We start from the raw sequence: 14,895 nt of genomic DNA on the forward strand, positions 1-14,895 counted from the left end.
CAGCCTTTTTCTTATGGCACTAAAGGAGCGGGATAGCGGAAGCAAGCAATGGAATGATATGGTATATAGATAAGCAAACTGCTGAATAAGGAGGTTATTATATGAGTTATAAGAACACACTTATTACCATTTCAGAGGATTCAAAAGTTACTTCAGCAAAGGTACCTGTCATAAAAAACGAAAAACCCACAATTGCTTATATTGAACATGATTTAATTAACAATAACCCATATAAATTTACACAAGAAGACGTCCAATTTAAAACTTTTTTAATCAAGAGTCAAATAGAAGAGGAAAATACAGCTGAACTTCGAGAACAGTTCTTTTCAAAACCCAAGGCATGCTTCAGAGCTTCTCCTTTGGTGAAAAATTATGGTTGGGGAATTCATTATGATAATCAAGGGAAAATTGCCATATATGATGTTAACAGTAAAATGTATAACCAATTGCTTAAGCAAGCTGACATTACAAAACTTAAAGGTATGCGTTCTAAAAGAAAATAAATACAAAATTACTTTTATATACGGGGCAGGTTAGAATGCGTAAGAGATTGTATTATAAATACAAGGGGGGATATATAGAAATGATGAAAAAAAGTAAACAAAATGCTGAACATTACATATGGGGAGATAATTGTGATGGGAGTTTAGCGTAAGAAGGTATAGAATAACAGAATATTTCCAACAGAACCTATTCATAGGGGGTGCTTAGTCTGAATAATCACAATGAAACGCCTGAAGAGAAAAGAGAGAGATTAAGACAAGAAGAACTTAAAAAAAATCCAATAGGTACATTAAAAGATGGATTTAATGGAAATGGCAATTTAGCAGACTTAGTTGGTGGTTTAGGTTGGAAAGGAATGGGGATATTAATTGTTGTTTTAATAGTTGGATATGTTTTATATAAACTGTTTTTTTAAAGATGTTACTTAACCTTCTTCAACTACTTACTTCATATCACGAGCTGATCAGCATCTCCTTTTCTTATTAGTAACATAAGTACCTTTCAGAAATAATGAAAATATAAAAAAACTTGGCGTGATCAACAATATTTAAATGATTAAGGGAGGAAGAATTATGTCAATTAACGTAAGACCAAGAAGAATGATTTTAGATTTAGCAGTTACTTTAGATGGTTTTATAGAAGGGGAAAATGGGGAAGTTGATTGGTGCATCATGGACCCTGAGATGGGGTTTATTAATTTCTTAAATCAAATTGATACTATTTTATATGGAAGAAAAAGCTATGATTTATGGGGACAATTCACTCCAGGAATTGAAGATGCCGATACTGAAAAAGAACTTTGGGAAATGGTTCATAGTAAAGAAAAATACGTGTTTTCCAGAACGCAAAAAGGGACTGATAATAAAGCGATCTATATAAATGATAATATTGTTGAAGAAGTAAATAAATTAAAGAATAAACCTGGTAAAGACATCTGGCTATATGGCGGAGCAAGTCTTATTACAACATTTATCAATTTAGGGCTTGTTGATGAATTTAGATTATCTGTTCATCCTGTTATTTTGGGAAAAGGAAAACCTTTGTTTATTGATATAAAGCAGAGGTTGAATCTAAAATTGGTTAATACAAGAACGTTCTCCTCTGGCGTTGTGCAACTAATATATCATTTGAATGAAAATTAATTATAGTGTTCATTCGTAAATATGCGATAGTTATTGTTGTCATTTCCCTTCAACAATCGGGCGCTTTAATGGTGCAATGAAAAAGCTTAATTTCTTAATGCTCAGAAATTAGGCTTTTTAATATTGTGAGCATGATTTAATTAAATAACCTATATAAATAAGAAGAAACCGAAATTATAGATGAACTTTAATTAAGCAAGGTTGATGAAGATGACGCAACAAAAGATGATTGAATTTAAGAAACTATAGTCATTTTTAATCATTTTAATAGTCAGTTTATTCTGATATTATGAAAGGGATAAAGATTGGAGGAGGAAATAACATAAAAAGCTTATTTTTAATCTTAAGTACCTTTGTGTTAGTTCTGGTAAGTGGAATCGTATTTGGTACTTCTGCTGCTCAAGCAAGTGTTCCTCAGTATTCTTTTCAAACAGAAGATGGAAAATGGGATGGTGAAATTGGAAATCCTAACAAAGGTAGTGACTTAGAGGTAGAACTGGTTTCCCCAATCTATTTAAAGACCTCTTCTGGAAGTAAGTTATTGACTAATTATAGTAACATATGGTCTCGTCTCTGCAATGCTAGTACTGGAAAGTGCACAGGCTATCATAGTTTAGCAGGTGGAAAGTCATTATTCACAGATATGAAAATAGGTAAATTTTATGTTGATGTGAAAGATGGATACTCTTCTGGTAAAGTATCTGGAAAACTACAGATTGTTTTCAAATAACTTGTATTACTTGCTACCCACACTTGATGGGTAGCTTTTTTTATATGAAAAGTTTCTGAAATAAATTAATTCTAAGTAATTTTGTATAATTTTTTACGAAGATTGAGCTTTACCACTGCCTTTTACGGAAAAGAAGTGAAGTTTACTGACATGACTAGTACGTTACAAACGCTACAAAGGGTGTCGAGCTAAATGGTGTTTGTGTAGACATGAACTAAAGTTTGATATTTTGTTAATGAACTTATGGGGCAGGTTAGTTGAACAAGGATTGAAGCTTTATTAATTTAGGAATCGTTTAAAAGAGAGTGGCGGGTAGGAAACGATTATGGGTGGTGGTAATTGAAACTTTTAGTAAATGCGGCAACGAACTTACGAGAGCCTATATTTCCGGATTTCAAGGAGAATTTCTGATAAACAAAAAACCAAGAGGTCTTTTCACGGATAGTCCGATTTACAGCAAGTATCTTCTTATGTTTGTTCTAAATGTGGGTATTTAGAGTTCTATGTAGAACAAGCTGTGAAAAGGATTTCTACATCTTGAAACGACTCAAGGTTGCTGAGGTAACCTTTTTCATATGTTATTAACGGGTGCGTTAGCTGAAAATCGGAGCGTCTTTAAGGCAGCTCTTTTCTTATGAAACTAAAGGAGCAGGTTAGTTGAATAACAATTGTTGAATTTTATTAAGAAAAATAAATAAAAATTGACTAGAGAAAAAGTTAATGCTAAATTTAACTAACGAACGGTCGGAAGGCTGGGAAATTGACTGCAGAGCGAATTAAAGAAGTTGCCTTAAAGTATTTCGCACAAAATGGATATTGGCGTGGACTTTCTAATGATTAATGGTCTTGGAGGGGATTTTATGAAACGAAATTGGGCATATGTTATCATTGCCGGTATTATTGCTTGGTATTTGCATTGGCGTGGACTTTCTAATGATTAATGATCTTGGAGGGAATTTTATGAATCGAAATTGGGCATATGTTATTATTGCCGGTATTATTGAGGTAATGTGGGCAATGGGGTTGAAGTATTCAAATAATTTGATTACTTGGGCCGGTACATTTTTTCTTATATATGTATCCTTTGTTGTATTGATGAAAGCTACAAAAAAACTACCCGTTGCTACTGTCTATGCTGTCTTTACAGGAATAGGAACAGCGGGAACAGTCTTGGTGGAAATGGTGGTTTTTGGAGAACCTTTCAGTTGGACAAAAATATTGTTTATTCTCCTGCTTCTGTCTGGTGTAGTAGGATTAAAACTTGTCACAACTGAATCAAGCAAGAAAGAAGGTGCAGTATAAATGGCTTGGTTATATCTTATCTTGGCTGGAACTTTTGAAGTAGTTGGGGTTACGGGTATGAATAAAGTTGTTAAAGATAAAAACTTACAGTCGTATATAGTATTGTTTATGGGATTTATAATTAGTTTTGGTTTTCTAAGTCTGGCTATGAAAACTCTCCCTATGGGAATCTCCTATGCGGTATGGACAGGGATTGGAACTGTGGGAGGAGTAATTATTGGAATGTTGTTTTATGGAGAATCAAAAGATTGGAAACGAATTTTATTTATAGGGGCAATTTTAGTAGCGGTAGTGGGGTTGAAATTGACATCATAAATAATATACGTTATTGAACTAACGGGTGCTTTAGCTTATGATCGGAGCTGTCTTTAAGACAGCTTTTTCCTTATGCAATTAACGGGGCAGGATAGTTGAAGAAGAACTGATAAATAAAAACAGCCAGGTTCTGGCTGTTTTTATATGAAAAATCCAAATGCTTGAAATAAAAACTAAAATTCAAGCAGACTTATGGGATCATTATATTAATTCCAGTTTTTCTCTATAAATTGAACTGCGGGTTGTAAATTTGTTTTGTTAGCAATTGAAATGACAGCTGGAACCACAGAAGGGTCCGTTTTGGAGAAATTAGGGATCCGTGGATTTAACCGAAAAAAACGATTTCCTAGAAGCTGAGAACTGACTATGGATTCATAGTAACCGGATCCACTAGCGACAATCTGTAGAAATGGCAGTAAGGGTTCATTGGGCGATCGGTCCAAAAGAACTCCCCAATTTGGGGGAAGGTTCTTCATATTTTCGGGACGTATGTTATCTGCACTTACCATCCCCCACCCCTTCGTATCTCTTCTTAATCGAGTCGGCTCTTCACCTGTTCCAATGGATAATACCGCAATTTGATCCAACGGCTGTTTGGCTTTCCCCACTGCAAACGCGATACTGGCTGTACTGGGGTTAGTTGCTACTGTATACCCATCCACGTAGTTTTGATAGGCTCGTTGCGTCGCGGGAGCACCACTGCTCCGTAGTATTACATCACTCGCTTTCTCATTTAAATAGGGAGATCCAGGAAAGTTGTGGAATAACACAGGAGTCCAACGATTCAGCTCCGGTGAGAATAAATGAAATGCAGGGACAACAATTCGTCTTTTTAAGTTTTTGAGGAGAAGATCTGATGGAAAAAATGTTTGTACCGCTTTAATGAAACCAGAATATGGCAATTGTTGGTTGAAAACAGGTCCACCTGGTCGGGAAACGCTGAAAGCCGGCAGGATTTTATCCTTAAAAAACTGAAGTGTCTCCTTCGGCGATCTTCCACTTGCTAACGCAAGGGCAGTGAATGAACCGATTGAATTTCCCGAAAAAACATTGGTTCGACTAATTAATTTTGGGTTTTGCTGAGCCAGTCTGTTCAAAAGTTGTAAACTTAAAGCACCTAAGGTGCCGCCTCCATCAAAGGACATGATCCGATATTTTGTCAAAGCTGATTTCTCCCTTCTAATCAGGTCACAAGTATCATTCAGTATATGTTTATTTTTCAGGGGCAGGATTATGTAGCTAAACATCCAAGAAAAGACTTCATCGAGTATAAAAAAAAACTACGACGAGGATAGAGGAGACTACGTTTGAGTGGCAGTACGGGCAAGCCGAACAGGAATTATGCACGTACTTTGTTTGTAATGGGTGATGAGAAAGTCAGAAAGTACAACCAAAAAAACTTGAAAGAAAATAAAAAAGCCATAGCGTCCTCAAACAGGCTATTTTGCAACCTTATACACAAAAGGTTATTGATGAAATATCTTGCGATCCTTTAAGATGGAGATCGCTTTTTCCAACAACAGGATTGTGAACAATTAAATTAATTAATTGTCTTTTTGCTCTGTTATTACTGTCATAAATGCACACGGTGCTTCGGCATCTCTTTTTCTTATTCAACAAACGAAGCAGTAGAGTTGAATAAGAAATAACTTTACAAGGCTCTGTTAAATAACTGTGTCGATTTGCAGCTGAAATAATAGCTTGGAAAAAAACGCCAAGCTATTATTATTTGTTTGGTTAGTACGTTGGTTTGACTATATTTCATATCTTCCATAGTCATTACCCTATATTTATATCCCCTATTAAGTAGAGTGTTGCTTTTCCAGCCATCTTTACCCGTGTGTCCTCGTGCTTACAAAAAAGTGTACCGCCTCTATTGGATAACTGTCTTGCTACCATTTCACGTTTCTTTAGTTTCTCTGCCCACAAGGGCACTAAACCGCAGTGTGCAGAACCGCATACTGGGTCCTCATTTACCTTTAACTTTGGGAAAAATGCTCTTGAAACAAAATCATAATCATTTCCTTTGGCAGAAACAATAACTCCAAGACCCTCTGGCAACTGTTCTAGTTTTGAAAAGTCAGGACTTAGATTTTTCACTGCTTCTTCTGACTCTACTACAAATAACAAATCTCTATTTAGATATGCTTCTATCGGTGTGGTTCCCAAAGCATCAATCATTTGTTCAGTAATAGGTATCTCCTTTGAAGGGACAGTTGGGAAATCAAGTTCATACAAATCATCTTTTCTATTTACTGTAAGTACCCCACTCATCGTGTCGAATTGAATGGTTTTCAATTGCTTTTCAACATAGTTCATAATGATAAAAGCAGTTGCTAAAGTTGCGTGACCACAAAGGTTGATTTCTCCTCCAGGCGTAAACCATCTAAGTTTATAGTTTTCCGCACCTTTTACTGCAAATGCCGTTTCAGAAAGGTTATTTTCGATAGCAACCTTTTGCATAATATCATCAGAAATCCATTCATTCATAACACAAACCCCAGCAGGATTTCCTTCAAAGACTTTTTCTGCAAATGCATCAACCACATAATACTTCATAATTTTTTCCTCCTAGATTAATCAAATTGTACGTAAAATGTTCAGGTGTTATACTTGAATATCCTTATATTAATGGGTATATATGTATAACAGTCAACTTGATCATATAACACTTAACTTTCAACACAGTGCTGATGGAGGCTTTATTATGAAGATTGAAATAAACAGGAACTCCAATATCCCGATTAATCAACAAATTTATGAGAATATAGCGGATAGAATAAGGTCAGGGGGGTTATCGGAAGATGAACGTTTGCCTTCCGTTAGAGCGTTAGCAAAACAATTAGGGGTAAGTGTACTTACGGTTGTAAGAGTGTATGCATTGTTAGAAAAAAATGAGTTAATTGAACGGATACAAGGGAAGGGGACATTTGTTAAAGCTAATATTACATCAGAAGATAAAGATAATAATAAAAAGAACAATTTCGAGTGGCAATTATCCGTTTTAGATTATCTTCCCCGGACTCAATTTGGTACACATTATGGTTCATTTGAAAACTGTATTCAGTTTTCTGTTGCAGCGATTTGTCCATCCTTACTTCCGAATCATTATCTGGAGAAAGAAATCCATTCAAATTTAGAAAAGAATCCCAGTATTTTATCAAGTTATGGACCTGCTCAAGGGGATGAGGAACTTAGAAAAGCTATGAGCGAGTATCTTCGCAAACAAGATTTAAATATTGACCATAAAGATATATTGGTAACTAATGGCACTCAACAAGGAATAGATTTGGTGGCGAAAACTTTTATAGGACCAGGAGATGTGGTGGTTACAGAAGCACCCACTTATCCTAATGCAATTGATACATTTCGTGCTCGTGGGGCTACTATTATTCCTGTTCCATTAGATAAAGAAGGAATGAGAATGGACCTGTTACAAAGAGTTTGCGAAATATATAAACCCAAAATGATATATACCATCCCTAACTTTCAGAATCCAACTGGAAGGGTTTTAAGTCGAAAAAGAAGGGAGCAATTATTAATATTTGCCCAAGAACATCAAATAATCATTGTAGAAGACGAACCCTGGAGTGAGATATTTTTTGACAAGAAACCTCCATCACCTATAAAAAGTCTTGATACAAATGGTTTCGTCATTTATTTAAAGGGGCTAAGCAAGACATTGGTTCCTGGTTGCCGGATAGGACTGCTGGCCGCAAATGGCACTCTGTTTAATCGTTTAGTGGCATCTAAAGTGAATACGGACCTTGGTAGTCCATTATTAACACAAAAGGCAATTCTCCCATTTTTTCATTCGAAAAGGATGGAGGACCATATGGAAAAGCTGAGATTTGCTTTGAAATTAAGAAGGGATAAAGTTATAGAGCTCTTCAATTCCCATATGCCGAATGAAGTTCAATGGATAGAACCAACAGGTGGATTAAATATATGGGTATCCATTCCATCAGAGTGGAACACGAACCATTTATTAATCGAATGTCAAAAAGAGAATATTTACTTTCTTCCTGGTTCAGCCTGTTTCGCTGGAGAACCCGAAAACCATCATTTAAGGTTAAACTTTTCTTATTTATCGGATAGTGAATTAGAAAATGGAATTTTAAAATTTTGCAATATCACAAGAAAATTTTTATCTTCAAATCAACTATTTAGACAATCCCCCATTATGTAAGGAAGGCTGCAATAAAAATACTTTCAGAATAAAGTTTGATGGTTGTAAATTTTTTCGGTTCATCTCATAGAAATTATATAAAGACCCCGTTTTCCTGCTTACATAAGGAGATCAGGGTTTTGACGTATCAGCACCCTGAATTTATAGAGTTATCTTTACAGAAGCAATATATAACCCTGCAATAACATACTATATGCTATTAAAGTTAGGATGTACAATTACATGAGGATATCTCGAAAGGAGTTTACCTCATGAATATTACATCTTTTGTATTTTACTGTTTTATTGTTACATTTACACCAGGACCCACTAATATCGTCATATTATCCACCGTGCATAACTCTGGGACAAAAAAGGCAATGGAATATACGTATGGAGCAACGATTGCTTTTGGTTTCTTACTTGCTATTTCTGCTATGTTAAATACGATACTTGCAACGATCATACCAAAAATTTTAATTGTTATGCAGATAATCGGAAGCTTTTATATGTTGTATCTTGCTTATCAAGTTTACAAAATGGATTCATCAAAACCAACTGTAAACCAAACGGGTACCTTTATGTCTGGATTTCTTACGCAGTTTTTAAATCCAAAGGTAGTACTATTTACAATGACTGTCATTCCCACCTATATTATGCCCTATTATGTCTCAATGCCTGCGGTTACAATAAGCGTTATCGCTATAACTGTTATAGGATTCTTAGCATTTATTACATGGGTACTTTTTGGTGCAATCTTCAAGGAGTTTTTACTGAAGCATAAAAAGATTGTTAATATATTGATGGCAGTGTTTTTAGTTTATGCTGCAATCATGATCTGGATGTAGGTAGCTACTTAAGAGGTGAATGAAATGGATAAATTTATCTATAAAAAATCGGCGGGTATTACGGCTTTGTCAGCAAGTATTACTGATTTCACATATAAGAAGCACTCTCATAAAGAGTATGCAATAGGAGTCACATTGCGTGGCATTCAACACTATAACTTGGATGGCAGTTTACACTTGTCTTATCAAAATGGCGTTATGCTTTTTAATCCGGAACAGGCACATGACGGAATGGCACATGATGAGACAGGACTAGATTATGTGATGCTATATATTGAGCCACAATTGCTTCTGGAGGTTATTGAGCAGAAGGATATCATACGCTTTTCAACCCCCATTGTGTATGATTATAGGCTTAAGCAAGGAATACTAAGTCTTTCTAATGCAATATTAAGCGAAAAAGACGAGGCATTGTGCAGTGAATTACTGTTATCCCTCACAGATAACCTTATTCAAACTGATCTTTCTACAGACTATAAGAAAGATAACACTCTAATTAGAAAAGCGAAGGATATGCTTCACACCAACTTGGAAACTATACCCAAACTTGACGAGATATGTAAAGAGCTTGATTTATCGAAATTTAAGTTTATCCGGTTATTCAAGACTCATACTGGCATTTCACCATATCAATACTTTCTTAACTGCAAGATAGAATATGCAAAGCAGTTAATAGAAAAAAATAGAGATATTCATTCAGCTGTAGCTGAATGTGGTTTTGTTGATTTAACCCATTTAAATAAACACTTTAAAAGCGTATACGGAACAACAGCCTTTGAATATATTTCACATTTAAATTGATTAGTAGTTTGTTCGATTATTATTGGTTAGTCTATTTGAATTTAAGGAGGAATGGCTTATTAAAAAATCCAGTATTATTTTCTTTGAAAGAAAATTCCCAAGTGCAAACATGATCCTTATTAAGGATCAGTTCCCGGTCCTTATTGATACTGGTTTTGGAAGTGATGTGAAAGATACAGAGCAATTAATTAAAGAAGTAGGCATTTCACCAGAAGAATTACACCTTATTGTGAACACGCACTATCATAGTGACCATGTAGGAGGCAATTTTCATTTTCAAAAAAATTTTGGAGTAAGGATTGGTGCTCATAAATGGGAAGCAGAATTAATTAATTCTTGCGACTCGGAAGCCTGTAGTTCAGAATGGTTAGATCAGCCTGTAGAACCTTATCGAGTCGATCTAAAGTTCTCTGATAACGATGATATTAATACAGGAAGCAGAACGTTGAAAATCTTGCACACACCAGGACATACGTTAGGACATATTTCTTTATATGAACCGGAAGAAGAATTATTAATTTGCGGGGATCTCTTCCACAAAGGTGATATCGGATGGTTAAATATCTTTCGAGAGGGTGTTTCATCTATCCAACGATCGATAGAAAGTTTGGATCGGTTGTCCATGCTTCGAATTCAACAGGCATATTCAGGACATGGACCGCAAATAGAGAATCCTCTGACTGCCATTGATGCAGCAAGGAAACGGTTTGAAAAGTGGCTCAGAATGCCAGAAAAAGTTGCATGGCATGCCTGCAAAAGGATTTTTTCATTCACATTAATCATTAAAAACGGATTGACAAAAGAAGAACTCGATAACTACCTACTAAAGTGTGGTTGGTTCCAAGATTTTGCACACTACTCTTTCCAACTTCAGCCAGAAGAATTTATCCCAATCCTGCTCGATGAAATGATTCGTTCCGGAGCAGCAAGCTGGCACAATAATCATTTAATTGCCTCCACCCCATACCAAGCACCACAAAAGAAATGGATGAATAAGAACATAAAGCCGAAAGATTGGAACCCTCAAGATTTTCTTACATAAGGATATCTGAAAAACGTTTCTGGTTTCTATGCAGCGTAATTATCTTCCTTTCCTCAGATAATTATCTTATATCCAAAATCCGAAAACAAATTACCAAAACAATACTTCAACGACGCTGTTAGTTATTAAGATATAAATTCGCGTTTTGTCCGCGGGTATTAATCAACTTTATAAAACCTTCAGGGGGGATTTTATATGTCATTAAAAGTAGGAGATATCATTACGTTTGAACGGACTTTTACAGTAAGGGATGTTGAATTATTTACAGAGATTTCAGGTGATGAAGGGAATCATCATATAACCCCAGATGAACAGGGAAGACTTGTAATTCAAGGGTTATTAACGGCAACTCTACCAACAAAAATAGGTGGAGATCATCACGTAATGGCTCGTACTATGAATTTTGAGTTTTTAAGACCTGTGTTTACCGGGGATACAATAATATGTGAAGTTAAAATTGAAAAATATGAAAGGCAAGAAAATAATAGAACAGCTATTATTGCATTCTTTTTATGTAAAAATCAGTATGAAAAAGAAGTATTAAAAGGGGATTTTTCAGGTGTAATACTTTAAATTTTGGGGTTAATATGTGTCTTAATGAACTAACGGGTGCGTTAGCTGAAGATCGGAGCTGTCTTTAAGGCAGCTTTTTTTTTATGGAACTAACGGGCAGGTTAGATACATAAAGAATATCTAAATATTAGATCTAATAGCATCGTTGGGAATGATGGTATCCATAAAAGACAATTTTTTTGGACAGGATAAAAAGAAAAAGGAATGAAAGAGGTCCGGTCTATGGTTTCTTTTTTCAAACAAAAAGGACAAATGAAGAAATGTGAGAAGCGAAGGATTGATGAAAAGGACCAATCTAAAGGTATAACAACTGAACTTATTGACAGCTCCATTTCAGCCAATCTGGAAAAGGTGAGGCAGAAAACAGGTAACAGCCCCGACATTATTATCCGAAATTTGAAAATCAGTCAAAATCCTGAGATTAAAACGGCTATTTTGTATGTGCAGGGTCTGATTGATAATCCAAGCGTTACTGACTTTTTAATTGAATCCATCATGAAAAATCCTCATCTTAAAGAAAAACTACTTCCACAAGAAGCGTTGGAGGTGATCTCTAAAGACGTGGTTTCTCTCGGTGGTGTAGAATCCGTAACGGACTGGAAACAAATGGTTTTGTCATTATTATCAGGAGATAGCATCATTTTTGTTGACGGAATAAACATAGCCCTGGTTGCAAGTACAAAAGGGGGAGAAAGGCGTTCCGTTCAGGAACCTAGCACAAATTCGGTAGTTCGCGGTTCAAGAGAGGGATTTACGGAATCGAATGTAACAAACATAGCACTGGTACGCCGCATCATTAATAGTACGGATTTATGGATAGAGTCGATGAAAATTGGGACGGTGACAAAGACGGATGTTTCCATCATGTATATAAATGGGATTGCCAAAGAAGGAATCGTCGAGGAGGTTAAAAAGCGCTTAAAAGGAATAAATATTGATAGTATTCTTGAATCCGGATATATTGAACAATTGATAGAAGATCAGGTCATGACCCCATTCCCCACCCTGGATCATACAGAAAGACCGGATAAGGTCGCAGGCAATCTACTTGAAGGAAGGGTAGCCATTTTTGTTAACGGAACACCTTTTGTCTTGGTGGCACCTGCGTTATTTATTCAGTTCTTTCAATCTGTCGAGGACTACTTTGCTCGCTTTGATATAGCCTCATCTATACGTTTTTTACGTATTTTTATTTTCTTTATTTCGCTAATTGCCCCATCTGTATATGTGCTACAACGTATCATCAAGAAATGATTCCAACAAAGCTGCTCGTCATTCTTGCAGCCCAACGGGATTCCGTTCCTTTTCCGGCAGTTGTCGAAGCATTCATAATGGAAATAATATTTGAACTCTTACGAGAAGCAAGCCTAAGGATGCCCAAAGCCATTGGCGCGACTATGTCCATTGTTGGTGCTCTGGTGATTGGGCAGGCGGCAGTCCAAGCTGGAATTGTATCACCGGCAATGGTCATCATCGTATCGATAACGGCCATTGCAAGTTTTGCCACCCCTTCCTACGCCATGGCAATTTCGGCTCGCTTGCTGCGGTTCGTATTTATCATTTGCGCAGGCACAATGGGTTTATATGGTATGATTTTAGTATTTTTTGTCGTCGTAGTTCATTTATGTAGCCTACGTTCATTCGGAGTTCCTTATATGTCACCACTTGCTCCACTTAACCCGGAAGGACTAGGTGATACATTCTTTAGGAGACCAATGTGGGCGTTAAAATACAGACCCGAATTTTTAAGCTCCGATAATAATTTGAAAAGGGAAGGCGATAATCAAAGGCCACTACCTCCTACATCACGTGGGATGAAGACTTTTAACATGAAGAAGGGTGACGGCACTGAATCGTGACATGCTTTTTTCAAAACGGGTGCGTTAACTTAAGATCAGAACTGTCTTTAAGACAGCTTTTTCTTATGGAACTAACGGGGCAGGATAGTTGAAAAAGGAATATTAATTTTATTGGGTTATGGAAAGAACAAAATATAATAAAAAACTCGCCAAAAACTGAACGAGTTTTAAATACCTATTTTTATTGCTGGTTGAAATAATAATGCGCTCAACATAAAACGATTATACGATAGGGTGTGGTTTGAGCAGGGATACTTCTTGTGGCAGGTCCATAGAAAACAATTAAATCTCGGTTCGCTGGATATCTTGAAAAGAGTTGCCCATTTGTTAATAATATTTGGGTATAGGGAGATAATTTTAATAGTAATTGTCCATCACTACTCACCAATTGGTTATTAAAATAATCAACTTTTACATTCTGATTTGGGTTATCTTTTACCATGACAAGCGCTTGATATTGTGGAGGGTAAATAAGAATAGCAGGTAAATCTCCATCATAATATCCTGTCACGCGATCTCCTACTATGACCATTTCATGGTCAACGAAGTAAGTTGAGGGTGAAACCACGAAATTTACTATTGAACCCAATTCATTTTCTATTGTAAATAATTTATAACAACCTTCTCTTTCACCATTTTGACCTGTAAAAAAATCACTAATCACCGTGACAGTTCCATGAAATGAATAAAAAGTTGTCATACAATACCTCCAAAATTAAAAGATAAGGGCGATCTTTTATTTTGAGACTATTCGAGATAAGGCTTTTTTAGGATTTTAGTATAATGTAGGGATAGGAGGACAGGTAACAGCATCTATAAGTCTTGGGTCAATACCGTAGAATTGCCAGAAAGCACCGTTCCATCTATATCCAGATACTTCTCCATATTCCACACGAGTAGGGTAAAACCAAAATTGTCTGCCATTTATAAGCCATACATAAGTGTTTTGATATAGACAGTCGACGATATAGGACACAGAAGGTTTTGGTGGAATGAATGTTGGAGGAGGGGATTGTGGACTCATTGTCCCCTGGCGTGGGAAATATCTCATGTGATTTCACTCCTTTTAGTTAGGTTCTCAACATTATATGTTGAGAAGAAGTAAAAGGATTATTTAACGCGAAAACTAAAGATTGTGAAGAATTGTACTTAAACTAGCGGGTGCATTACTTGAATATCCTACTGGATTGAAAGCAATTCTCAATAAGGAGAATTGCTTTATTTTGGTATTATTCTATCCAATATCCATTTCAATTTCTCTTCTTAAGATACTTATCTCAATTCATCCCAATATAAAAAGACATACTCTGGTTCATGCTCTTTTTTCAACTCATCAACACTTGCTATTATATCCAAAGTTTTCTGTTTATTCGTACGTAAAGTATTACTAGCGTTCTGTTTTAAACCCTTTTCATCCATAATATACACTCTCCTTTTTAGCATAGTTTGTGTCCTGCCCCTCTTCTTATTCTTGTTTTTGCAAGGAATGTAATCAGTTGAAATATTCAAAATAAAAGAAGAAAAATGGAATGTAGGATAGTTAGTCTAGTATGAGGGCTGATTATCCTTTTTTATTTATATAATTGAACGAATAAATAATGATTGAAAATA

The 14,895-nt window shown here is 35.8% G+C and carries 15 protein-coding genes and 1 pseudogene; 12 read left to right on the forward strand and 4 right to left on the reverse strand.

Annotation, left to right across the window (positions count from 1 at the left end):
• Nucleotides 1–101: 101 nt before the first annotated feature.
• The 6 genes from ACQKMF_RS23810 to ACQKMF_RS23835 all read left to right on the forward strand — a co-directional run bounded on the left by ACQKMF_RS23810 (nt 102) and on the right by ACQKMF_RS23835 (nt 3,993).
• On the forward strand, nt 102–503 hold the full coding sequence (locus ACQKMF_RS23810; protein ID WP_402940430.1) for a DUF6157 family protein: 402 nt from the start codon (nt 102–104) through the stop codon (nt 501–503).
• Between the two features lie 209 nt (nt 504–712).
• Nucleotides 713–919: a DUF6366 family protein gene (locus ACQKMF_RS23815; protein WP_101225813.1), complete on the forward strand. Its 207-nt coding sequence runs from the start codon at nt 713–715 to the stop codon at nt 917–919.
• 157 nt (nt 920–1,076) lie between these two features.
• Entirely contained in the window at nt 1,077–1,646 is a 570-nt protein-coding gene (locus tag ACQKMF_RS23820; RefSeq protein ID WP_402940435.1) for a dihydrofolate reductase family protein, read from the forward strand.
• Between the two features lie 289 nt (nt 1,647–1,935).
• The gene (locus tag ACQKMF_RS23825; protein ID WP_402940438.1) at nt 1,936–2,376 is read left to right on the forward strand and encodes a hypothetical protein; all 441 of its coding nucleotides are present in this window, start codon (nt 1,936–1,938) and stop codon (nt 2,374–2,376) included.
• 960 nt (nt 2,377–3,336) lie between these two features.
• The gene (locus ACQKMF_RS23830) at nt 3,337–3,678 is read left to right on the forward strand and encodes a DMT family transporter (protein WP_402940441.1); all 342 of its coding nucleotides are present in this window, start codon (nt 3,337–3,339) and stop codon (nt 3,676–3,678) included.
• A complete protein-coding gene (locus ACQKMF_RS23835; RefSeq protein WP_101225815.1) occupies nt 3,679–3,993 on the forward strand; it encodes a DMT family transporter in 315 nt (104 codons plus the stop codon).
• Between the two features lie 206 nt (nt 3,994–4,199).
• On the opposite strand, the gene ACQKMF_RS23840 is transcribed toward ACQKMF_RS23835, so the two are convergent.
• Together ACQKMF_RS23840 and ACQKMF_RS23845 are read right to left on the reverse strand one after the other, a co-directional pair.
• On the reverse strand, nt 4,200–5,156 hold the full coding sequence (locus ACQKMF_RS23840; protein WP_402940445.1) for a patatin-like phospholipase family protein: 957 nt from the start codon (nt 5,154–5,156) through the stop codon (nt 4,200–4,202).
• Between the two features lie 616 nt (nt 5,157–5,772).
• Nucleotides 5,773–6,552: a PhzF family phenazine biosynthesis protein gene (locus tag ACQKMF_RS23845; protein WP_402940448.1), complete on the reverse strand. Its 780-nt coding sequence runs from the start codon at nt 6,550–6,552 to the stop codon at nt 5,773–5,775.
• A gap of 148 nt (nt 6,553–6,700) precedes the next feature.
• Between ACQKMF_RS23845 and ACQKMF_RS23850 the strand changes: the two genes are divergently transcribed.
• The 6 genes and pseudogenes from ACQKMF_RS23850 (at nt 6,701) to ACQKMF_RS23875 (ending at nt 13,284) form a co-directional block, all read left to right on the forward strand.
• Entirely contained in the window at nt 6,701–8,182 is a 1,482-nt protein-coding gene (locus ACQKMF_RS23850; protein ID WP_427575270.1) for a PLP-dependent aminotransferase family protein, read from the forward strand.
• A gap of 251 nt (nt 8,183–8,433) precedes the next feature.
• Nucleotides 8,434–9,009 carry a LysE family translocator gene (locus ACQKMF_RS23855; protein ID WP_402940454.1) on the forward strand — a complete coding sequence of 192 codons (576 nt, stop codon included), beginning with the start codon at nt 8,434–8,436 and terminating at the stop codon, nt 9,007–9,009.
• 24 nt (nt 9,010–9,033) lie between these two features.
• Entirely contained in the window at nt 9,034–9,810 is a 777-nt protein-coding gene (locus tag ACQKMF_RS23860) for an AraC family transcriptional regulator (RefSeq protein WP_402940457.1), read from the forward strand.
• A gap of 109 nt (nt 9,811–9,919) precedes the next feature.
• Nucleotides 9,920–10,852 carry an MBL fold metallo-hydrolase gene (locus ACQKMF_RS23865; protein ID WP_427575273.1) on the forward strand — a complete coding sequence of 311 codons (933 nt, stop codon included), beginning with the start codon at nt 9,920–9,922 and terminating at the stop codon, nt 10,850–10,852.
• 195 nt (nt 10,853–11,047) lie between these two features.
• Entirely contained in the window at nt 11,048–11,425 is a 378-nt protein-coding gene (locus ACQKMF_RS23870) for a hotdog domain-containing protein (protein ID WP_101225823.1), read from the forward strand.
• A 252-nt stretch (nt 11,426–11,677) separates the two neighbouring features.
• Nucleotides 11,678–13,284, forward strand: a pseudogene (locus ACQKMF_RS23875) (spore germination protein).
• 208 nt (nt 13,285–13,492) lie between these two features.
• On the opposite strand, the gene ACQKMF_RS23880 reads toward ACQKMF_RS23875, so the two are convergent.
• Together ACQKMF_RS23880 and ACQKMF_RS23885 are read right to left on the reverse strand one after the other, a co-directional pair.
• The gene (locus tag ACQKMF_RS23880; RefSeq protein ID WP_427575275.1) at nt 13,493–13,984 is read right to left on the reverse strand and encodes a hypothetical protein; all 492 of its coding nucleotides are present in this window, start codon (nt 13,982–13,984) and stop codon (nt 13,493–13,495) included.
• 572 nt (nt 13,985–14,556) lie between these two features.
• On the reverse strand, nt 14,557–14,703 hold the full coding sequence (locus ACQKMF_RS23885; RefSeq protein WP_176526417.1) for a hypothetical protein: 147 nt from the start codon (nt 14,701–14,703) through the stop codon (nt 14,557–14,559).
• Nucleotides 14,704–14,895: the final 192 nt, after the last annotated feature.

The organism is Peribacillus sp. NPDC101480 (assembly GCF_050277335.1).
Lineage (GTDB): Bacteria > Bacillota > Bacilli > Bacillales > DSM-1321 > Peribacillus.